The 20,430-nt window shown below is 56.0% G+C and carries 23 protein-coding genes and 1 tRNA gene; 11 read left to right on the top strand and 13 right to left on the bottom strand.

Annotated elements, in window-relative coordinates; genetic code table 11:
- Window positions 1-37 precede the first annotated feature (37 nt).
- Window positions 38-778, top strand: a complete 741-nt coding sequence (locus tag CQ011_RS11925; RefSeq protein WP_105677934.1) for a response regulator transcription factor — start codon at window positions 38-40, stop codon at window positions 776-778.
- Complete coding sequence (locus CQ011_RS11920; RefSeq protein ID WP_105677933.1) at window positions 775-2,277, top strand: sensor histidine kinase; 1,503 nt, start codon at window positions 775-777, stop codon at window positions 2,275-2,277. Before CQ011_RS11925 ends, CQ011_RS11920 begins: the two co-directional genes overlap by 4 nt.
- Here CQ011_RS11920 and upp read toward each other — a convergent pair.
- A complete protein-coding gene (upp, locus tag CQ011_RS11915; protein WP_105677932.1) occupies window positions 2,274-2,921 on the bottom strand; it encodes a uracil phosphoribosyltransferase in 648 nt (215 codons plus the stop codon). The two genes, CQ011_RS11920 and upp, sit on opposite strands and share 4 nt — an antisense overlap.
- A gap of 199 nt (window positions 2,922-3,120) precedes the next feature.
- Here upp and tadA point away from each other — a divergent pair, with 199 nt between their 5' ends.
- Together tadA and CQ011_RS11905 are read left to right on the top strand one after the other, a co-directional pair.
- Window positions 3,121-3,597: a tRNA adenosine(34) deaminase TadA gene (gene tadA, locus CQ011_RS11910; RefSeq protein WP_105677931.1), complete on the top strand. Its 477-nt coding sequence runs from the start codon at window positions 3,121-3,123 to the stop codon at window positions 3,595-3,597.
- A 94-nt stretch (window positions 3,598-3,691) separates the two neighbouring features.
- Window positions 3,692-3,782, top strand: a tRNA-Ser gene (locus CQ011_RS11905).
- A gap of 150 nt (window positions 3,783-3,932) precedes the next feature.
- On the opposite strand, the gene CQ011_RS11900 is transcribed toward CQ011_RS11905, so the two are convergent.
- From CQ011_RS11900 to modA, 7 genes are all read right to left on the bottom strand, one after another.
- The gene (locus CQ011_RS11900) at window positions 3,933-4,475 is read right to left on the bottom strand and encodes a YaeQ family protein (protein WP_105677930.1); all 543 of its coding nucleotides are present in this window, start codon (window positions 4,473-4,475) and stop codon (window positions 3,933-3,935) included.
- Window positions 4,476-4,645: 170 nt separating this feature from the next.
- The gene (locus tag CQ011_RS11895) at window positions 4,646-5,164 is read right to left on the bottom strand and encodes an NUDIX domain-containing protein (protein ID WP_286161179.1); all 519 of its coding nucleotides are present in this window, start codon (window positions 5,162-5,164) and stop codon (window positions 4,646-4,648) included.
- Window positions 5,165-5,233: 69 nt separating this feature from the next.
- Entirely contained in the window at window positions 5,234-6,112 is an 879-nt protein-coding gene (locus CQ011_RS11890; protein WP_105677929.1) for an NTP transferase domain-containing protein, read from the bottom strand.
- The gene (locus CQ011_RS11885) at window positions 6,109-7,356 is read right to left on the bottom strand and encodes a molybdopterin molybdotransferase MoeA (protein WP_105677928.1); all 1,248 of its coding nucleotides are present in this window, start codon (window positions 7,354-7,356) and stop codon (window positions 6,109-6,111) included. Before CQ011_RS11885 ends, CQ011_RS11890 begins: the two co-directional genes overlap by 4 nt.
- Window positions 7,353-8,102: an ATP-binding cassette domain-containing protein gene (locus CQ011_RS11880; RefSeq protein WP_105677927.1), complete on the bottom strand. Its 750-nt coding sequence runs from the start codon at window positions 8,100-8,102 to the stop codon at window positions 7,353-7,355. The genes CQ011_RS11885 and CQ011_RS11880 overlap by 4 nt, the downstream gene beginning before the upstream one ends.
- Entirely contained in the window at window positions 8,099-8,905 is an 807-nt protein-coding gene (locus CQ011_RS11875) for an ABC transporter permease (protein WP_105677926.1), read from the bottom strand. Before CQ011_RS11875 ends, CQ011_RS11880 begins: the two co-directional genes overlap by 4 nt.
- On the bottom strand, window positions 8,898-9,662 hold the full coding sequence (gene modA, locus CQ011_RS11870; protein WP_105677925.1) for a molybdate ABC transporter substrate-binding protein: 765 nt from the start codon (window positions 9,660-9,662) through the stop codon (window positions 8,898-8,900). The genes CQ011_RS11875 and modA overlap by 8 nt, the downstream gene beginning before the upstream one ends.
- A gap of 133 nt (window positions 9,663-9,795) precedes the next feature.
- Here modA and moaA point away from each other — a divergent pair, with 133 nt between their 5' ends.
- Window positions 9,796-10,836: a GTP 3',8-cyclase MoaA gene (moaA, locus tag CQ011_RS11865; RefSeq protein WP_105677924.1), complete on the top strand. Its 1,041-nt coding sequence runs from the start codon at window positions 9,796-9,798 to the stop codon at window positions 10,834-10,836.
- On the opposite strand, the gene CQ011_RS11860 is transcribed toward moaA, so the two are convergent.
- The 3 genes from CQ011_RS11860 to CQ011_RS11850 all read right to left on the bottom strand — a co-directional run bounded on the left by CQ011_RS11860 (window position 10,833) and on the right by CQ011_RS11850 (window position 12,594).
- Window positions 10,833-11,393, bottom strand: coding sequence for a DUF6036 family nucleotidyltransferase (locus tag CQ011_RS11860; protein WP_105677923.1), 561 nt, complete (start codon window positions 11,391-11,393; stop codon window positions 10,833-10,835). The genes moaA and CQ011_RS11860 overlap by 4 nt on opposite strands.
- A complete protein-coding gene (locus CQ011_RS11855; RefSeq protein WP_105677922.1) occupies window positions 11,390-11,986 on the bottom strand; it encodes a helix-turn-helix domain-containing protein in 597 nt (198 codons plus the stop codon). Before CQ011_RS11855 ends, CQ011_RS11860 begins: the two co-directional genes overlap by 4 nt.
- A 62-nt stretch (window positions 11,987-12,048) precedes the next feature.
- Window positions 12,049-12,594 carry a DinB family protein gene (locus CQ011_RS11850; RefSeq protein ID WP_181148095.1) on the bottom strand — a complete coding sequence of 182 codons (546 nt, stop codon included), beginning with the start codon at window positions 12,592-12,594 and terminating at the stop codon, window positions 12,049-12,051.
- A gap of 104 nt (window positions 12,595-12,698) precedes the next feature.
- On the opposite strand from CQ011_RS11850, the gene CQ011_RS11845 reads away from it, so the two are divergent.
- The 6 genes from CQ011_RS11845 to CQ011_RS11820 all read left to right on the top strand — a co-directional run bounded on the left by CQ011_RS11845 (window position 12,699) and on the right by CQ011_RS11820 (window position 19,023).
- Window positions 12,699-13,655, top strand: a complete 957-nt coding sequence (locus CQ011_RS11845; protein ID WP_105677921.1) for a helix-turn-helix transcriptional regulator — start codon at window positions 12,699-12,701, stop codon at window positions 13,653-13,655.
- A 481-nt stretch (window positions 13,656-14,136) separates the two neighbouring features.
- Window positions 14,137-14,841: a type IV secretory system conjugative DNA transfer family protein gene (locus CQ011_RS11840; protein WP_286161178.1), complete on the top strand. Its 705-nt coding sequence runs from the start codon at window positions 14,137-14,139 to the stop codon at window positions 14,839-14,841.
- A 29-nt stretch (window positions 14,842-14,870) separates the two neighbouring features.
- A protein-coding gene (locus CQ011_RS11835) for an IS3 family transposase (protein WP_105678048.1) occupies window positions 14,871-16,252 on the top strand; the annotation gives its coding sequence in 2 pieces (ribosomal slippage) (window positions 14,871-15,189 and window positions 15,189-16,252; 1,383 coding nt in all).
- A 273-nt stretch (window positions 16,253-16,525) separates the two neighbouring features.
- Window positions 16,526-17,590, top strand: a complete 1,065-nt coding sequence (locus CQ011_RS11830; protein ID WP_105677920.1) for a hypothetical protein — start codon at window positions 16,526-16,528, stop codon at window positions 17,588-17,590.
- A complete protein-coding gene (locus CQ011_RS11825; protein ID WP_146112607.1) occupies window positions 17,583-18,164 on the top strand; it encodes a DUF4367 domain-containing protein in 582 nt (193 codons plus the stop codon). Before CQ011_RS11830 ends, CQ011_RS11825 begins: the two co-directional genes overlap by 8 nt.
- A gap of 439 nt (window positions 18,165-18,603) precedes the next feature.
- Complete coding sequence (locus CQ011_RS11820) at window positions 18,604-19,023, top strand: hypothetical protein (protein WP_105677918.1); 420 nt, start codon at window positions 18,604-18,606, stop codon at window positions 19,021-19,023.
- Between the two features lie 140 nt (window positions 19,024-19,163).
- On the opposite strand, the gene CQ011_RS11815 is transcribed toward CQ011_RS11820, so the two are convergent.
- Together CQ011_RS11815 and CQ011_RS11810 are read right to left on the bottom strand one after the other, a co-directional pair.
- Window positions 19,164-19,616, bottom strand: coding sequence for a DUF4913 domain-containing protein (locus CQ011_RS11815; protein ID WP_105677917.1), 453 nt, complete (start codon window positions 19,614-19,616; stop codon window positions 19,164-19,166).
- Window positions 19,613-20,068: a hypothetical protein gene (locus tag CQ011_RS11810; protein WP_105677916.1), complete on the bottom strand. Its 456-nt coding sequence runs from the start codon at window positions 20,066-20,068 to the stop codon at window positions 19,613-19,615. The genes CQ011_RS11815 and CQ011_RS11810 overlap by 4 nt, the downstream gene beginning before the upstream one ends.
- Between the last annotated feature and the right edge of the window lie 362 nt (window positions 20,069-20,430).

The raw sequence follows: 20,430 nt of genomic DNA, 5'->3' as shown, positions 1-20,430 counted from the left end.
TAAAGAAGCCCTATGGCAATAGGAGAAGCTGGTTAACATGAACGATTCACGATTTTCTCCCGCCCAACTACCTCGGCTCACCCACCCAGATGGCACTCCCATCAAAGTCCTCGTGGTGGACGATGAACCGTCCTTGGCGGAACTAGTTGCCATGGGCACTCGCATGCTCGGCTGGGAAGCAACGATGGCTCATGACGGCCCCGAAGCTGTGGCTACCGCGCGCTCGCTATCCCCCGATGTGTTGGTCTTAGACTGGATGCTCCCAGGCTACGACGGACCGGAGGTTCTGCGTAAGGTACGCACCTACCTCCCCGAGGTTCCGGTCTTATTCCTCACCGCCAAAGACGCTGTAGAAGATCGCATCGAGGGCCTTGGCGCTGGCGCCGACGACTATGTGGCCAAACCCTTCAGCCTCGAAGAAGTTCTGATCCGCCTGCACCGTCTGGTGGAGCGCTCTGGCGCTTCGACCGCAGACTCTGCAGAGCTGGTAGTAGGAGACCTGGTGCTAAATCTTGACTCCCACGATGTTTCTCGCGCCGGGCGTGCCATCTCTCTCACCGCCACCGAGTTTGACCTACTTAGCTACCTCATGAATAACGCCCGCCGAGTCGTTTCCAAATCGCAGATCTTAGATAACGTCTGGCACTACGATTTTGACGGCCAGGCAAATATTGTCGAGCTGTACATCTCCTACTTGCGCAAGAAGATCGATGTTGATGCCGAATCAATGATCCACACGGTGCGCGGCGTGGGCTACGTCCTCAAGCCTGCTGCATGAGTTCGTTTCCCACGGGACTAAGGCCCAGCTCTCCTCACGCTTTACAGCGAAAGCTGCTGATTATTCTGCTCGGTTCGCTGACTGCCGTCTGCGTGCTGCTTGGTCTGCTCTACAACGCCGGCATGCGCCAAACGCTCATGGACCAGCTGCATGAACAACTCAACGCCTCGGTCGAACGCGCCAGCAGCTACTCGGTCGGACTGGCTCGGCCCGATCAACGCCTGTATGCCCCCGGCCAAGCTGCGGGTACGCTCACCGCCCGCTTTGTGGACCGCTATGTATTTTCCGGCGATGTGCTCGATCAACATGGCGAACGAGTGATGCTCACCCAGGATGATGCGATTCATCTGGTGACCATCGATGTGAACTCAGAGCCTGTACGCCGTTCCTTATCCGTAGGTGACTATCTACTTTCTGCTGTTCCCGATCCCGGTTCCGGCGGGGTGCTGATCGTTGGCCTACCGCTGGATTCCACCGATCGCACGTTGCTTGAAATGGCCTGGCTGACGTTGTTCATCGCGATTAGCTTAGTGCTGGGTACCGGCCTAGTAGGGACCTGGCTGATTAGCCGCTCCTTCGCACCATTAAAGCGTGTAGCCGCGGTAGCTTCCTCCGTAGCAGCCGAAGAGCTTGATTCAGGCAAGGTGGAGCTGACTCAGCGTGTGGACTTAGCCGATGCGGTGCCAGGCACCGAAGTCGGGAATGTGGGACGCGCGCTCAATGCGATGCTCGATAACGTATCCACCGCACTGACTGCGCGTGAAAAATCCCAAGATCAAATGCGCCAATTTGTGGCAGATGCATCCCACGAGCTGCGCACCCCGCTGTCGGCAATTCGGGGATACACCGAGTTACTCTCCGCCACCGAACATTTCTCGCCGGACGGCCGTCGCTCCGTGGACCGGGTTCTGCAGCAAAGCCACCGCATGGGTTCCTTAGTGGAAAACCTGTTGCTGTTGGCTCGTTTGGATGAAGAAAACTCATTCACTATGAAACGTTTAGATCTCTGCGTGCTGACCGCCGACATCACCGAGGATTTTAAAGCCACCGCGGATGATCATCAATGGGAATTTGAGTGCCAAGCGCCAGGAACTTTTGTTGACGCCGACTCGTCGTCGCTCCGTAGGGTGATTACAAACCTGCTGGCCAACGCCCGCAAACACACTTCGGCGGGTAACAGCGTGACCGTTAGCGTGGGACAAGACCTGGAAAATAACGAAGCCGTCTTGCAGGTACACGACACCGGTGAGGGGATCTCTGAAGACTTCCTACCCAAGGTGTTTGAACGGTTTACCCGCGCAGATAAGGCGCGTTCGGGTTCCGACGGCACCACTGGACTGGGTTTGCCGATTGCTAAAAGTATTGTCGAAGCGCACCGCGGCACCATTACGGTGACATCTCAGCCCGGTCATACGCTCTTCGAGGTGCGGTTGCCGCTGGCCGACAAAGTGCCAGCCAGCGACAAACCAGAAACCCTCGAATCAAGGGATATCGCCTAGGCGATGGGCGCGGTGACGCCGTAGAGGCGGTCACCGGCATCTCCCAGACCCGGGATGATGTAAGACTTCTCGTCGAGCTTCTCATCCATGGCTGCCAGCACGATGTGAATGCGATCGTCGCCGCCGTGGATTTCCTTCAGACGTTCAACGCCTTCCGGAGCTGCGATCAGGCAGATGCAGGTCACCGATTCGGCACCGCGGGCGAAGATGAACTTGATTGCCTCGGCCAGGGTACCGCCGGTGGCTAGCATTGGGTCCAGTACGAACACCTGACGACCGGTCAGGTCGTTTGGTACGCGGTCTGCGTAGGTGATGATATCCAGGGTTTCTTCGTTACGGGCCATGCCCAAGAAGCCAACCTCGGCGGTAGGGACCAAACGGGTCATACCTTCGAGCATGCCCAAACCTGCACGCAGAATTGGGACCACCAATGGGGTGGGCTTCGCAAAAGTAATACCCGTGGTGGTGGCTACCGGTGTGACGACCTGAACTTCCTCGGTTTTCACCTCGCGGGTTGCTTCATAGGCCAGCAGGGTGACCAGTTCGTCGGTCAGCTGACGAAAAATTGGGGACGGAGTGTTTTTGTCTCGAAGAACTGAAACCTTGTGTGCCACCAATGGGTGGTCGACTACCTGTACGCGCATAGGTAGAAATCTATCAGCCCACCGGGTCCGCAAACGAGAGAAAAGCCCGAAATTCCGGCGGAAAAACTCGTTGATGTGCCCAACTAAACAGGAAACAGCGAATATTTGCTTGCTCTAACGACTCTGCCGGCACGATTTCTTCGTCGCGAGCTGCCGAAGTGGGACCCGCGCCGTCCAGAGCACGTAGAGTAAAAGCACTATGGAGCACGTACATGACAGTTGGATGGATCTGGCCTTGGCGGAGGCACGAGCCGCGTTAGAGACCGATGATGTACCTATCGGCGCGATCATCATCTCCCCCGAAGGCAAGCTGCTCTCTACCGGCCGCAACGAACGCGAAGCGGGCGCGGATCCCACGGCGCATGCTGAGGTTCTTGCCATCCGAAATGCAGTGAAGGCACTGCAGGCAGAAGGCATCGCCGACGGGTGGCGACTAGAGGATTGCACCCTCGTAGTCACTTTAGAACCCTGTGCCATGTGTGCCGGGGCAATTGTGCTTGCGCGGATCCCGCGTTTGGTCTTCGGCGCCTGGGATGAGAAAGCCGGGGCATGCGGTTCCGTCTTTGACATCGTCAGAGAACCACGACTGAACCACTGGGTTGAGGTCTATCCTCGGGTGAAAGAAGAAGAATGTGCACAGCTATTGCGCGATTTTTTCCGTTCCAAACGCATCTAATCGCAACCGACAATGTGTTTCGAACCACTAACCGCGCATTGGAGCCCTTTCGTTTTGGTGTTCTCTAAAGGTTCGTTATAGAGTTATCAGGTCTGGTGACGTGTCCGAGCGGCCGAAGGTGCAACACTCGAAATGTTGTGTACGGTAACCCCGTACCGTGGGTTCAAATCCCACCGTCACCGCCACTAAGAAATACCCCGGTTCCCTTTAGAAATAAAGGAAACCGGGGTATTTTTTCGTTCAAAACCACTCAGTGAATTCGCCGGAACACTTAGACGCTGAAGGCTCGTTTCGATGCCCAGAGCAGGCACCGAAACGGAACGCTCCACCGGCAGTTAATCAATCTGGTGCTGGTGAATCTCAGTCTCAAGATTGGTGCCGTTGATTTCAAGATAAATCTGCCCTTCGGTCACCGAGACCGAAAGGGTATTGCGCCGAGTCAGCTCCTTGGCAGCCGAGTCAATGAATCGTGGGTCAAATGAACGAACCACAATGTCCTGCGCTTGGTAGATCGTTTTACCCTTCCACGAGGCCAACAATTTTGCTGGTTCGCGGTGGGTATATACGGCGGTCCGGTCGGCTTTTTTACTTCCCAAATGCAGACGAGCGGCATCCGGTGCACCGACCTCAATCCAAGCCAAAATGTCCCCGGTCAGATCCTTGACCATCACCGCTGGTTCTTCGCCGGTTGAGACTCCACCTGCGGAGAAGGTAATGCCCTCTTCAAACTCCAGTGCGTAGGCCAGAACACGGGTGATCAGATAGGCGTCGGTTTCCGAGGGGTGTTGTGCCACCCGCAATGAAAGATCCTCGTAAACACCGCGATCCACATCAGCCAGTTGGACTTCAAAAGTTTGTATTGTCGCGCCGATAGCCATAGTTCACGAGTTTACCGTGGGCGCGCAGCACCTCTTTACGCCCCAAAGACTAGCGTCCACAAGTTCTCATTAAAGGGATACGTTGCAAGAGCACGGGCCGCGACGATAGGAAGCGATTAAAACAGCCCTCAAAGACTCAAAAGATGTCTTTAACCTGATGAATAGGACACCTAGTGAGCAACTGGCAAATTCCCGTTCAACCCGCGCAGCCAATCAAGGAGGAGCTCTACCGAGTCAGGCATGTACCGCGCGGGGTCTCGGGTTATATCTGTAATCAATTCATTCTGAGCTACCCAAAATCCACAGGCGACTTCCTCGGCCTGCAGGCTCAAAGGTCCGTGGGCGATAGTCCAATATAGGAAGGCCCGATAGGTGGTGTTGGCGTCGCAATAATTCGCTTCGCCAAGCCCCACCAGCTCGCTGTCGACTCCCAGCTCTTCCTTGGCTTCACGCCGCGCTGATTCATCAGGGTCTTCGGCCACCTGAATCACCCCACCGGCGGTGAAATCATACAGCCCCGGATATACGTCCTTAATCTGAGTGCGCTGGTGAACGAAGATCTTTCCGTCGGCGTTGAACACCACAATTGAGCTGGCACCATGCCGCAAATTCTCCGCCCGCACCTGCGAACGCGGGGCTTGACCAACCACTTGGCCGTGCTCATTAAACAGTGCGACTTGTTCTTCCATGCCTATATTCCACCGCGGCATGCGGCGCAACGCAATATGCCAGAAAAGACCTGACATGCAAGAAATGGCTCAGCTGAGCTTTTCGGGGTTTTCATCCGCCCAACGATGAGCACGTGAGACAAGCTGTTCCGACAGACCCGCAAGGTCTCCCTTGCCGCTTCCCATAGCTAGGCCAAGCAAGAAGGTGCTCAACGGCGCCGCTGGGCGTGCAACCTCATGAGCTACATGCTTAGCAACATCCAGCACGGTGGCGATATCTACGTCACCGGAATCTAGGCCCAATTCTTTGGCTGCGGCTTCCAGCCATTCGTTCAACGCTTCGGGTGGCAGGTGCTGTGCCATGCGTGTCCTTTCATTGTGGCGGGCGCTTTCTAACGCCTGCGGGGTATCAATATCACTGCTGGTTTCATCATCCACCGCCACCTGTGCCAGGCGAAGCTGGTTCAATACGCGCCGTACCGGCGCGTCGATGAGCTTCTCGCCGAGTGCTTCGCAGGCCGAGGACAAAGCCGCGGTTCGGTAAATCCCGGCCAACCATTGGGTATGACCTTGGGCATCAACCAGCAGCAGGCCATCAGTGTCCCGCTGCTCGAAGTTTTTGGTCAATGCGGTGGCGACCGCGACCGGGCGTTGCAAATCGCAGGCCAAGACCATGGTCCATTTGCTCGCGGTTTCACCGCTTAGTTCCTTCAACCCCGCGGCAATGCCTGCCAAGGGGCCGGCAAACGGCGGGTCTTCACGCACCACCGCATCGGCTTTGGTCCCGGCAGTGTCCGGACCAACAACGACTACTCGGGCGGCTCCTGCCTTGCGGGTCGCTGCCACCACACGGTCAACTAGACGCTGTCCATGCAATTGCAGTTCTGCCTTGCCCGCACCGCCCAACCGGGCACCTCGACCCCCGGCAAGAACCAAGGCGTCGAAGCCGATCACTTTCGAAGCACTCATGGAACCATCCTCAGGACTTCAACCTCATCGCCGGGGTTGACCTGGGTGATTCCAGCCGGGACCAGGGCGTAGCCTTGGGCCGCACCGAAGCCGCCTACCGAGTGGGAAATACTCTGTGCTTGGACCGCGGGGGCACAGCGCAACTGCGCTCCATGCTCGAAAACGACCGGGATGACCTGGATGCGTCCTGCGGCGGCGCGCCAACCTACCGCGGCAACCGCACGCAGGGTGGGTCGCAGCACATCGCGGTGGCCCTGCATGGCACGCAGGCACGGACGGACGAACAGCTCGAAACTCACCGCGGCACTGACCGGATTACCCGGCAGGGCGAAGACCATCGCCCCGGCTGCCAACCGTCCGGCGCACTGCGGCTGGCCCGGACGGATCTTCACCCGCACCGCCTGCACTTCGGGTTCTGATTCCAGTGCTTGGCGCATGACGTCATAGGCGCCCGGTCCCACGCCCCCGGTGCTCAGCACCGCATCATGGGTCGCGCCAAGGATCGCCAGCTGCTCGCGCACTGCTTCAATGTCATCGACGCAGTGCACTACGGTAGCTGCTTGGATTCCTGACTCTGCCAGCAGCCCAGCCATCAGCAGGGAGTTGGTTTCCGGGATCTGCCCGCGCGTCAACGCTTGCCCGGGGGTACGCAATTCCGCTCCGGTGATCAGCACCGCCACCTTGGGCATGGTGCGCACTTCCAGCGTGCTGGATCCGGCTGCTGCCAACGCTGAAAGCCGGGCCGCGGTCAGTTCCTCGCCGGCGTAGGCCATCGGTTCCCCGGCATCTTTGTCTTCCCCGCTGCGGCGAATGTCCTTGCCGGCAGGCACCTGCACATTGACCTGCACGGTCTTCACCTCCCAGCCATCAACCGCGGCAGAGGTATCTTCGATGCGCACCACGGCATCAGCATCCGATGGGATCGGGGCGCCGGTCATGATCTTCACGCACTGGCCTGGCTCTAGGACCGGTTCCCAGCCGCTTCCGGCCGGCACTTCACCGATCACTGCCAGCGTCACCGGAGCTGCTACGATATCGACCGAGCGCACCGCATAGCCATCCATGGCCGAGTTATCCCACAGCGGTAGCGGGTGCGCGGAAGTGACATCCTGGGCCAGCACCGCGCCATGCAATGCGGTGAAACCGCCGGCCACCGCAATACGCTGCGGGGCCACGGGCACCACCTGCGAGAGTAGCCGCGTACGGTGTACTTCGAGTTCTAATGGTTCATTGGCGGTGTTCACGGTTGCTCTTCCTGAATGCTTTTCGGGTGGGCGGGCAGCGTAGCCACCACTGCGCGCACAAAGCGGCTGGCGGGGTCGGCAAAGACCTCGTCCACGGTGCCCTGCTGGATGATCTTGCCTCGCTCAAGCACCAGCAGATCATCGGCGAGCGCCAAGGTGTCGGCCGCCGAATGTGAGACCACGATGGCGCTGGTAGCGGTGCGAGCCAGCTCTTCGCGCACCAAGGCGCGCATGTCCATGGCGGCCTCAACATCCAGTGAGGCGAAGGGCTCGTCGATGAGCAGGATTTTCGGTTTGGCGGCGAGCGCACGCGCTAAGGCGATGCGTTGGCGTTGGCCGCCGGAGAGGGCTTCGGGCCGGTGTGTGGCAATTTCTTGAAGTCCCAGCCGTGCGATCCACTCGCTGGCGGCAGCCTTGGCCTCGGACTTCTCCAGTCCCCCCGCGCGGGCACCAAAAGCAATGTTCTTCAGCGCATCTAAGTGCGGGAACAGGTGTGGGTCCTGACCCAGCAGGCCAACTTCGCGCAGGTGCGGCGGACGGTGTTCCCTGGCATCGGCGAGGACATGTCCGGAGAGTTCAATTTTCCCGGCAATGATTTTCTGGATCCCTGCAATGGCATGGACAATCGTAGACTTACCCGATCCGCTCGGGCCCATGATCGCCAGCGTGCGTCCGGCTGGAACCTCGAATGTAACGTCCACGTCGAATCCGGTGCGCGGCACGCGCAGCTGGACCTTGAGCGTCATTTCAGCGCCCCCGGACGCCAGGCACGCACCAGCAGCAGTACCACCACTGCGGTGGCCAGCAAGAGCAGAGACAGCGCGACAGCCGAGTCGCGCCCGGTGCCTGCACCATTAAACGCGGTGTAGATGGCCAGCGGCATCGTCTGGGTGACACCCGGCGCATTGCCGGCAAACAGTGCGGTCGCACCGAACTCGCCAATGGCTCGGGCAAAGCACAAGATGATTCCGGCGACCAAGCCCGGTGCGGCCAGCGGCAAAGTGATCTTGGTGAGCACCATCCAGCGTCCGGCACCCAGGGTGGCGGCGGCCTGCTCATACCCGTTGCCAGCTGCGCGTAGCGAGCCTTCTACGGAGAGCACGAGGAATGGCAGTGCAACAAAACTTTGGGCAATGACCACCGCGGCGGTGGAGAAGGGCAAGGTGATCCCCCACAGCGAATCGATCACTTGGCCGATAGGGCTGGTGCGCCCAAATAAGAAGAGCAGCGCAACACCGCCAACCATCGGCGGAAGCACCAACGGCACCGCGATCAGCGCGCGAAGCAGCTGAGCCACCCGGGCCGAGCTGCGGGCCATCAGTACCGCCAGCGGCACACCGAGCAACACACACAGTGCGGTGGCAGCCACCCCGGTGCGCAGGCTCAGCCAGAGCGCGGACAGCGCTACCTCGCTGGTGGCATCGGCGATGAGTGTGGACCAGCTGGCGCGGCCCACCAAGGCCAGCAGCGGCAGCACTAAGAGAGCCACACCTAACAGTGCCGGGGCGATGGCAAACCCGGGAACTCGCACCCCGGTATCGCTAGCCATGTGCCTGACCGGTGCCGAAGCCGTGCTCGGCCATAATCGCTTGGCCGCGCTCGCCGACTACAAAGTCGACGAATGTCTGCGCTCCGGGGTTCTCTCCCAGAGTGGTAATCGGGTAGCTATTGACGATGTCTTCTGCCCCCTGGGGCACTATCGCTGCGACTCTTTGATCTTGCCCCACGTCGGTGGCGTAGACCAGTCCGGCATCTGCCTCACCCGCTGCTACCTTCTGCAGCACCGCAGTGACATTCTGTTCTTGGCTGGCCGGGGTGACCTCCACCCCGCTGGCCTTCAGTAGTCGTTGCGAAGCAGCGCCGCAAGGTACCTGTGGCGCGCAAAGTATGGTGGTGGCGTTGGCGAGGTCAGCTAGGGATTCAATGTTCGCCGGATTCTCTTGTGGCACCGCGATGACCAGGGTGTTGCTGGCGAAGGTGACCGGATTTTTGCCGAGGCCAGCCTTCGTCACCTCGGACATATTTCGTTCGTCAGCCGAGGCAAAGACGTCCACCTTGGCGCCTTCAAGGATTTGTGTGGCCAGCGTCGAGGAACCGTCGTAGTTGATGCTGGTGATCTGCACTTCCGGGTGTTCTGCAGCGAATTCTTCGGAGATCTGCTCGAAGGCACCCTGCAGGGAGGCCGCTGCGGCAATGCTGATGGAATCTCCGGCTGCCTTGTTGCTCGCCGAACAGCCGGTCAGGGCCAGCGAGGTCGCGGTGACGAGCACCGTGCATCGGAGGGCCAACGGCCAACGTACGCGCATGAATTCTCCAGAAATTGTGCTTTGAGCCCATGCTACAACCGTCCTCCGTGCTCCCGGTTAATTTTACGTGCTGATTTGCGCTTTCAGACGACTCCCTATCGCCTAAGACCCCAACCGGGTTAAGCTGGGAAGTATGAAATCTCCATTAGCAGGGGACATCCTCGATGCCCGTTCACGCCCCCTGCATGACTTGCGGATTTCGGTTACGGATCGTTGCAATTTCAGGTGCGTGTATTGCATGCCCAAGGAAATTTTTGGCCGTGATTTCCAATTCCGTGAGCGCTCGGAGCTACTCAGCTTCGAGGAAATTGAACGCTTGGCTCGGGTTTCGGTGTCCTTGGGCGTCACCAAGCTACGCCTGACCGGTGGCGAACCACTGCTGCGCCGCGGCATTGTGGATCTGGTGGCGATGCTCTCCAAGTTGCGCACCCCAGAGGGTCAGAGCGTTGATCTAGCGATGACTACCAATGGCTCAGCCTTGCCGGTGCTCGCACCTGCCCTGAAAGAGGCCGGGCTCAACCGTGTCACCATCTCCTTGGACTCGCTGGATGATGAAAAGTTCAAGGCCATTAATGATGTGAACTTCCCCGTCTCTAAGGTTCTGGAAGCTATCGAGGTGGCCCGCGATGTCGGTCTGGGACCGGTAAAGATCAATACCGTCATCAAGCGCGGCGTCAATGATAGCGAGATCCTTTCCCTAGCCGAGCATTTCCGTGGTACCGGGAACATCCTGCGCTTCATTGAATTCATGGATGTCGGCACCACCAATGGCTGGAAGCTTGACGAGGTGCTCCCTTCTGCTGAAGTGGTCTCCATGATCAACAAGCGGTGGGCGTTGGAACCGGTCACTAAAACCGAGCCGGGCGAGACAGCCAACCGTTGGCGCTATGCCGACGGTGCCGGTGAAATCGGCGTAATTTCCAGTGTCACCAATGCCTTCTGCGGCAATTGCTCACGGGCCCGAGTCTCGGCCGAAGGTCAGTTGTACACCTGCCTGTTCGCCGGCTCAGGTTATGATCTGCGCCAGCTGATGCGCGACGGAATCAGCGACGAAGACTTGGCCAAGGCGTTAACCGGCCACTGGCGCAAACGCGATGACAATTACTCGGAGCTGCGCGCGGCGCTGACGCCGGGCAATCGCAAGCGTATCGAAATGTCCTACATCGGCGGTTAGAGGTTTTTGTTGGCCTTGAAACGTCGCGCTGCACTTAGGGCTTCTTCTGCGACGATCTCATAATTGGCTCGTCCCTGGGATAAAGGGATCGAATCTTCTCCATATTTTTCGTAGGCGAGGTCGACTATTTCGCTTGGATTCTTGAGTCCTAAAGCGTTGACTAAATGTCCCAAATCAACAATGTCTTTGTCACGTTCGGCTGCCAGCTTCATAGCGGTCAATGTTGGTAAATCTGCTAACTTGACGTGGGCAAGAGCCGAATCTGGAGCAGCTGTCCAGCCGGCATTGTCGGGGATAAACGCAGCTGCACTCGAGTTCAGCCATTTCTTAGGCAGTCCCAACTCCTTAGCCATTGCTTCGATGATTTCTTCCACCTCGGCTTGATGCGAATAGTAGGCGTCGATATCTTCCGTAGCACGATCAATTAGACCGTGAAGAAGCAGTGCTGAGCCCCCGACGATCCTAATATTCAAAGTGAGTTCGCGTTCATCCATGCGCCTGTCGAGTTCTACAAGCAACTCAACGACTTGGAATCTTCTTATCCCTGCTCCACTCATGTTGTTCCTAAGCTTCGCTCACGTATCCAAACGTTCAGCTCTTGAAGTTCTCTAGGAGTTTCAGCGCGGATAACTTCCTTCATCTTCTCCCCTACCGGATACAACTCTTCCAAGAGGAAAACAGGCTCCGCTGGACGCGTGATGTCTGCGGCCCACCGCGGGATTGGAGTCTGAGTTTTATTCGCAATCCAACGAGTTAGTGCGGCCAGCGCCACCTGATATTGAGCGTCTTCTAAGGCCGGCGACTTATCCAAGAGCGGACGGCCTTGGTCTATGGACTCCGCGGAATACTCGCTCACAAGACGTAGCGCATATTCGTAGTCCTGTGCATTGAGAGTCTGTTGAAACTCGCGCGCTATTTCAGCACCCCGGTTGCGTATGATGCGCCGTCCGGGCTCCTCGAAACCAAGCGTCTCTAGGACTTTGAGAACCAGCCCAAGAGCCACCGTCTCTTTTCCAGATTCCAGGTCAACGATAAACTTGCGCGAAACACCCACCGAACTGGCCAACGCAGCTTGAGTCAGACCGAGAACACCGCGCTGGGTGCGGATCTTGTCTGCCAAGCTAGCGGCCGTGAACGATGAGCTTTTCATAATCCCATCATGTCACCGTACGGTGACATTGTCGATGGGTTGAGATGATGTTGGATCCCGTACTAGCCCATCGTTTTCTGCCCGTCCAATGACTCGCGAATGATGTCTGCATGTCCTGAATGCTGGGTGGTTTCGGAGATGATGTGCAGTAAGGTGCGGCGAACCGACCAGTGGGTGTCGACGAACCACGGAGCCGATGGGAGCTCATGTACGGTGTCCAGGTCTGCCTCAGCCAAGAGGGCATCGGTGCGGTCGGCAATCAGCGCATAGTTTTCCAGCAGCGCATCCAGAGTTTCGCCGGGCTGCATGTGGAATTCGCTATGGAAGGCTTCGATGGCTTCCGGTGGCATCTGGCTGAAATCCGCGCCGTCCCAGGCCATGGCGGCGCGGCCCTTGACGATGAATCCCTGCCACTGCTTTTCCACGGCATTCACATGCTTGATCAATCCGCCAAGGGTCAGCTCGCTGGCCGTAGTGCGCTGCACTGCCTGTTCGTCGGTCAGACCTTGGACGGTGAACCGCAGGAAATGCCTGGCATTGGCCAGTGCCTGGAACAGGTCGGCGCGTTCGCCACTCAGGGTGGTGTTGGTGATGGCCATGGTGCTCATAATTGCCTCCTGGCATAAGCTGCAGCCGGTATTTCCAGCTGGTAATACCCAGAATATGAGTGTTAAGTGCCAGTTTTTGTCCTAAATCAAGGCAGAATTATTGCATGAGTACCAGCACCAGATTTTTGCGTTTGCTCTCACTTCTACAGACCCATCGTTATTGGTCCGGAGACGAGCTGGCCGAACGCCTGAATGTCAGCTTGCGCACCGTGCGCCGAGACATCGACAGGCTACGCGAACTGGGGTATCCGGTGCAGGCTGATCGTGGCGTGGGCGGTGGCTATCAGTTGGCATCCGGTACCGCGCTGCCACCGTTGGTGCTTGACGACGAGGAAGCCGTGGCACTGGTAGTCGCATTGCAGTCCACCGTTCACGGCGGATCTTCTACGCTAGCCGAGGCCGCGTTGAGGGCAATGGGCAAAGTTGTGCCGGTGCTTCCAGCCAGATTACGGCAGCGCGCGCAAGCCCTGACCACGAGCACTGTCCCGCTCAATTCACAGTCCTCCATACCCGATCCAGTGGATCCCGGGGTACTTGTTGCTTTTGCCCAGGCCTGTCGCGACCATGAACGAATCTCCTTCGATTACCAGGACGCCAAAGGAAGCGCGAGCTCGCGCAGGGTAGAGCCGGTCCAGCTGGTGAATGTGGGCAACCGCTACTACCTGGTGGCTTTTGATCTGGACCGCGATGATTGGCGTAGCTTCCGCGTGGACCGCGCGCAGAATCCCTCGCCCAGGGCGTTGCGTTTCACGCCCCGACAAGTGCCAGGCGGCGATGCTGCGGGATTCGTACGCGCAGGGTTGCGCGGCAGTGGGCAACCCGAAGTAAGCGCGCGGATTCACGCCAGTGCGCAAAAGCTGGAGCCACTCATCGGTCGTTGGTTTCAGATCCAGCAGATCGATGAGGAAAGTTGCCTTGTGCGCACGGAGAATATGGATCTGCGCTGGGCAGCTTTTGGTCTGGCGATGAGTGAGGCCAAGGTCAGCGATGTACAACCTGAGGAATTGCGCGCGCTCCTAGATTCATGGATTTCTAACCTCCTCCTTGCTTCCTGTGAATAACGAAGCGCGCAGCTGCGTGTTGGGCGCATCGGGCAAACAAATAACGACAACGCTTCTGTGGCCGTTGGCCGGATTCCCAGCCCCATGACGGTCAGTCGCCGGGCTGGAGGGAAGGTCGGAGACCGGAGCATCGAATACATGGCGGAGGAAATCGACGACAGGCTCCCCGACATCATTTCCGAGTAGGAGACCTTCGAACCCGGTGCGGGTACTAAACAGGATGCCCATTTCGAGTCAGGTGGGAAGCGGTGACTCCCGCATCTGCACTTTGCCGCTACGGTAGTCCAGCGTCCAATCACCGATGCGTTCATATGCGCGCAAGATCCAGAAGCCCACTTAGAATCAGCGCGACGGCGCGTACGGCACAAGTTACCTGTGGGTTAACGTACTCTCCTATGAGAAAGTCATTCCGTGGATTCGCCACAACGGCTCGCAGCGTGCCGAATTTGATCATCGTAAATTAGCTACCGGCACAGATACCTTGTATCTGGTATCGAAAGAAGGCGGTGGATCTGCTCGTGCCATCACCGCTGCCCTGGTCATGGCTGTGATGACCGAAGCGGAAAAGACCGCAGCGCTACAGCCTGGCGGGCGACTCAAACGTCCCCTGATGACTGTATTGGATGAGGCGGCAAACGTGGTGCGTTGGCGCGAACTGCCCGACGTGTATTCCCACTACGGCTCCCGTGGCATCATCGTCTCCACGTTTTTCCAGTCCTACAGCCAAGTTGTGGAAGCTTACGGCGAGAAGGGCATGAACAAGCTCTGGGGCGCAGCCAATATTCGCGTCGCAGGATCTGGTCTTTCTGACGATAAGTTCCTGCCGTTCCTCTCCCAGCTCGTAGGCGAACGCGACGTGCTCAAACAATCATCCAGCACCAGCAGCAAGAGCGGGCGGTCGGTATCTAGCTCTATGCAGCGCGAAAAAATCATGGACGTGTCCGACCTCGCGGCACTACCTCGAGGCCGTGCCATTCTCACCAGCTCCGGCATGCCAGCCGGATTGATCGATCTACAGCACTACTCGTCTAAGCCTTATGCCCAGGACATTAAAGATTCAATGGAATACTACGAGGGCATCGCAACCCCCCTACGTGTCAGGCTTGAACGGTACCAACGACACACAGCAAAAACACCCCAGCACGTAGGGCAAGAACCAGGAAATCATCCTCAATGTCTGACCTAGCCACAACCCAAATGGGACAAGATAGTCGTATGACTACTCCAGGACCGCGCGCCGGTGGACCGTCCCGACGCAGAACATTCAACCCCACCGAGAAACTTGAACTGTTAGCCGGTTACGAGGAAGCTATCGCCAAGCAAAAAGGCGGCGCCTACCTGCGTGAACATGGCGTGTATTCCTCTCACATCGCCGAATGGCGCAAGCTACGCGACGCAGGCGTGCTGGAAGGCAAAGCAGCTGGAGCCCGTATTGGCAAGCTCAGCGCCGAACAGGCCGAAATTGCCCGCCTGCGCCGCCAGTTAGAGGTGAGCGAGGACAAGTGGAAGAAAACCGAGGATGCCCTAAACATCATGGGAAAACTCTCGGCGTTCTTCGAGAACGCCATCAACGAGTCACAGGACGAACCGAAGTCCAAGAAGAAATGAAGCGCGCCTACCGACAGCTGCTGGCCATCAAAATCCCGCAACGTAACGCCGCTGAGATGGTCGGTGTTTCACGCACCACGATGAACCGCAAGCCGAGCAAACCGCAAGATGCTCCGCGTCCAGCACCGCCGAACAAGCTCACTGATGCTGAGCGGGCTGCGATTCTTGACGCTTTGAACAGCCCTGAATGTGTGGATATGGCCCCGATGCAGGTCTATGCAAAGTTACTCGATGAAGGAGAATATTTGGGTTCTTTATCGACGTTTTATCGGGTGCTGAATGAGAATCGGCTGGTCAAGGAACGCCGCCGGTTGGCGAGGCATAAGCCGCGTGCGATCCCAGAGCTGGAAGCTAATGCACCAGGTCAAGTTTATTCTTGGGATATTACGAAACTGGCTGGTCCGGTGAAGGGTCAGTACTTTGACTGCTATTTGATGGTCGATATTTATTCACGGTATATCGTTGGCGCGCACGTGCACGCTACCGAGTCCGGCCTGCTAGCAGTAGAGATGATGAAGGAAATCTTTGGTGTTCATGGGATTCCACAGGTGGTTCATGCTGACCGTGGAACGAGTATGACCTCGAAGACGGTCGCGGCTTTGCTCGCTGATTTAGAGGTGACTAGATCGCATTCGCGGCCGCGAGTGAGCAATGATAACCCCTACAGCGAGTCGTTGTTCAAGACGTTGAAGTATGCTCCTCAGTTCCCTGAACGTTTCTCTTCGTTGGGTGACGCAAGACAGTTTATAAGTGAATTCGTGCAGTGGTACAACCAGGATCATCAGCATTCGGGGATCGGGTTGCATACGCCAGCGGACGTTCATTTTGGGTTGGCTGATTCGGTCGCTGCGAAGCGTTCACAAACGTTGGCGGCGGCTCGTGCGCGGCATCCTGAACGCTTTAGTACGTCGCAGGATCCGAAGATCTTAGCGATGCCTGAAGCTGCGTGGATTAACAATCCGAAAGATCGGGCAGTTCAGGCCGCATGATAGTTATTTAGACTCTTGTTGGTACCGTTTGACTTGAAAAATTCCGCCCGATAGTTCGATATATTCACGGTAGGCAGGAATCCTACTTCAACAAATTAATATAAATACACCAAAATTACATTGACGCAAACAAGAATCAAACATAGACTACTGAAAGTTTCAGATGATTTAGTGAAAACTTATCTGACATGCTTTCCTACAAGGCACCCCGCGCCGATTTCCCATTAAAAGTAGTCGCTCTTTCATTAATATCTCTATCGAATGAGGAAAATCATGAAAAACAAAAAACTGAAAACCTTAGTAACATCCACCAGTATTGCGGCGCTTATAGCATCCGGGGTCGGAGTTGCTCCGGCTCATGCCGAGACCATAAAGCCACAGGTGGAAGCAGTTGAACCCGATGTTGGCTCAGTAGCACTGATCGGATGGAAGAGTGTCATGATGGCGGCATTCGAATACATCTTGGCTAACACGAAATCACCTGTAAAGCACAAAGCTACGTTTTCCGATAATGGCTCCAGGGCAACATCAACCCCAGGGAGCGTTAGTTTCAACAAGGGAAGCAACGGAGTCAACACGGTTGACAAAAAGGTTTTCGCTCAGAAGGCCGGGCACAAAATTGAGATGTGGGGGAATTCCCAACAGCTTTTCTACACAGGAAAAATCGGCGTGGTACTACGCAAGGGCTCTTCTAAGCTGATCAACCGAACTGTAGGGCACAATCAGTACAGCACCTACACAGTTGGAAGTGGCAAAACAGGGAACTACATTGCCTCATATAATTCTACTTCCTCGCATAAGTGGCGCATATGGGTTGCCTACTATCACTACGGCACTAAGTCGCTTCGCTCCCTTAACGCAGATCCGGCTACGCAAGAACCAGATTTCGCGCAAGTTCAAGACAAAATGTATCTAAAGCCGTCAGAATCTCATCTTCGCTCCTCGGACAAGGCGCGGAAGTTCATGAAGTCAGCTGACGCGAGCCTGACATTTAGCGAACTCTACGAAGAATTCTATGATCGTGAACAAGATTCACTAATTGACGTCCCAAAGAGCCTGTCAGCTAATGACTCTGTCACAGTTTCGGACACGATTAGCGATATCAAGTTCGATCAAGAAAGTGACGCAACTTTCTTCTACTTCAACGATGCACGCACACCCGTAGAGCTCCCTTTCAGTGGCGATCACACCCAACAGTTCGCACCCGGGGATACCGTAAAGTTCAAATTTTCATTGAATAAGGTGAGCGACGGCCATGATTTTGTGAGCTTTGATTACACTGACATAATCGGCAAAACTGGCAAGTTCCCACCCTTGGAAGACTTTCTTGTTGACTAATCCACAAATGAACCGGAAGATGATTCAGGTGAAAACCAAGAAAAATCGATTATTTCTTCTTCTCGCCGTAGTGATCGGCGTACTTGTTTGGCTAGCCATCAGCATGACAAGAGGGCCAGTCACAGTGGAGGAACGCACATACAAACCGAATGAGCTAAACCAGGCCTTAGAAGATCTTGGTTACAACGTTTCCACACCTTCATATGTACCGGACTCTTACCAGTTGGATCGTGTCTTGGTTACACAATTTCCCCCGCAGGATAGTAACCCGAAGCAACTAACCCTTGTTTACAAGAATCAGAATGCAGCATCGTACGACCTTGTTGCTAAGGAACTGATACGTCCCTTTCCGGATGAGGTTAACGTTCAGGAATTTCCCACCGATCAACGTTCCACTGTCGACGTAAACGGCTCCGAGAGCGTAGTACTTACAACAGAAAACCCGGAAGCTAAATCGTTACGGATACTTTACGCTCCAGCTGCTGAAAAAATGTATCAAATTAACACCGAAAATAGAAACATTAATTCGATTCCAGAAAATGAAATGATCTCAGTGCTCGAATCAATTAAATAAAGCTCGTTAAAAATGGTCAAGTCACTTACAAGCTGATTTGGCCATTTTTAATTTCAATCAAAATTGGATACGGGCCTGATTTTAAATATCGATCACAAGCCAGTCAGGTTTTGTGATCAAAAATCCATGACCGCACCTGCGCTTCAATCGCTGTAGCGGTGGAATCGAATCATCACGTGTACGTTACTGAGCGAGTTCTTTTCATCAATCCAGTCACTCTCAATCTGGTTAATATCCCCTTCTGATCCCGCCCTTAACGCGGAAAAAGTAATTAAATGATGCGATGCCTCGACACATCGGTAGCAGGGGGGTCCCGAACCGCTCGTACCACGGCAACTCTATGTTGAAAAAGCCATTCACTGAGCTAAAACCGGTGAATGTAACTTGGTACGCGCATAGGATCTAGTCCTACAGCTCATTCAATTTGCAAAGGTCATTTGTGAACAAAAAACTCTTCTCAAAGATTATTGCCCCACTGTTGCTCCTGCCGCTAACTTTTTCGGCAACAGGATGCTCAGCCGATAGGCAGCAGGCTTGCGACAGAGGAAAACCCATCAGCGAGCCTCAGGAAGCAGTTCGAATACTACTTGAAGCTGCAGAAACCATTGACTATGACAAAGCGTGTTCAGTGATCATGGACAAATTAGACGAAACAGTCATGAACACACAGCTAGCTGCGCTGAAGACCGACATGGATTCGGCAGAAGTCACCTCTTCCAACTTCACGATGGTCGAGTTCGAGCGCGGCGGCCCAGCACACTTCTACCATGTGTATGCTGATCAACCTGATAAGTCCGTGGACCTGACATTAATGGAAGTTGGCAAAGGATCCAGAATAGCCTTCGGCTACGACGACTGAGTCACTACCGTATTATCAAGCTCCGCAATGAGGACGTGGACCCTGAAGGAAATTCAGGGTCTACGTCGTTATTTCTATGCTCTTGGCACAGCACAGCACAGCAAGGAATCGCCACCGACCTATCGAGTTGTCCTGTGCTTCTACACCGCTGAACGAAAGTATTCGCTCGGTGCCTTCTGAACCGGGAACATCTCGGGAAGTTCTGGATGCATCACCTTGTCATAAGCGTGGAACGGGCCATCCAACGCGGTCATACGATCGAATAACGGGTAGAAGTAATCACGATAGAACACCAGAATCTGCTGGGGACCATCCCAGCGCATCTGCTCCCACGTCTCCCACAGTGCGCTCACCAGTGAATACACTTCCGGATACTCATACCAGTTCGGTGCCCAAGCACGCCCTGAGGGACCTAGCTTGCGCAGATACCTTGGAAGCGCGTAGCCGTGCAGCCATTGCTCGGCATCCTGATACACAAAAGGACGCTCTTCTTCCTCTGTACCCTCCGGTTCGTTTGCGGGACTCTGTTGTGGTTCCTGCACTTCGCCGTCCAGATCCAGCGTGGTGTCATCCTCAGGGGGAAGCCCAATCATCGTGACAACTCCTGTGACTGGGTGCGCTGCGCGGAGGCACCGGCCATCACGCGCTTACGGTTTTTCATCGCGGTCTGAGGGTTACCGGTGGTAGGAGGCTTGGGGAAATCGGCATCTTTCCCGCCCTTCTCCTTCCACACGGCAAGGATTCTCTCGCTGCTCGGGCTGTGCTCGGTCAGCGGACGGTCAACAGGATCATTACGCTGGCCAGTGACCTCTTTCGACTCACCCAGTGCCGTGTTCTTCGTATCTTTCTCAGTCTCAGCTTCTGCAACGTCGCCCCTGGACAAGTGAGCTGATTCGTCTTGTCGTGCTTCGGCTGCGTCTTGTTCCAGATCGCCCTTTGAACTCCGCTCGGTGTCCTGCTGCACGTCATTGGGTTCGCGCGCGGTATCTTGGTCTTTGTTCTGGGCCTGATCGTTGAATCGGTGGCCCGACAAAATGAGCTCCACGAGTCAGTTATCTTTATGTTCCAGCCAAACGAAGAAGGACTTCTATCCACGACTGGAGAGCGGCCATGATTCCGTTGAAACGCCGAGGATGCCGGCCCGAGACTGTCAAATGTTCGTAATGGAGTCGGGCTGAAGAGTCAGGACGAGAGACTAGCGGCTCTCACTCCAGAAGCGTTTCGCCGGTGGCGGGGAGAGAATGCCACGGCGACAAATGCGATCGCTAAAACATCCAATGCCACGACTGCAAGGATCGACCCATGTGCGGCCACCCACATCAAGTTAGAGTGCGGAAGCAATGCTGCCGGGTTCACTCCCGATGCTGTTTCCATAAGGTTGATTGCAGCGGTATCAGCAATTTGCCA

The sequence above is a fragment of the Arthrobacter sp. MYb213 genome, from assembly GCF_002979915.1.
Classification (GTDB): domain Bacteria; phylum Actinomycetota; class Actinomycetes; order Actinomycetales; family Micrococcaceae; genus Glutamicibacter.
This window is presented reverse-complemented; position numbering and strand designations above follow the sequence as displayed.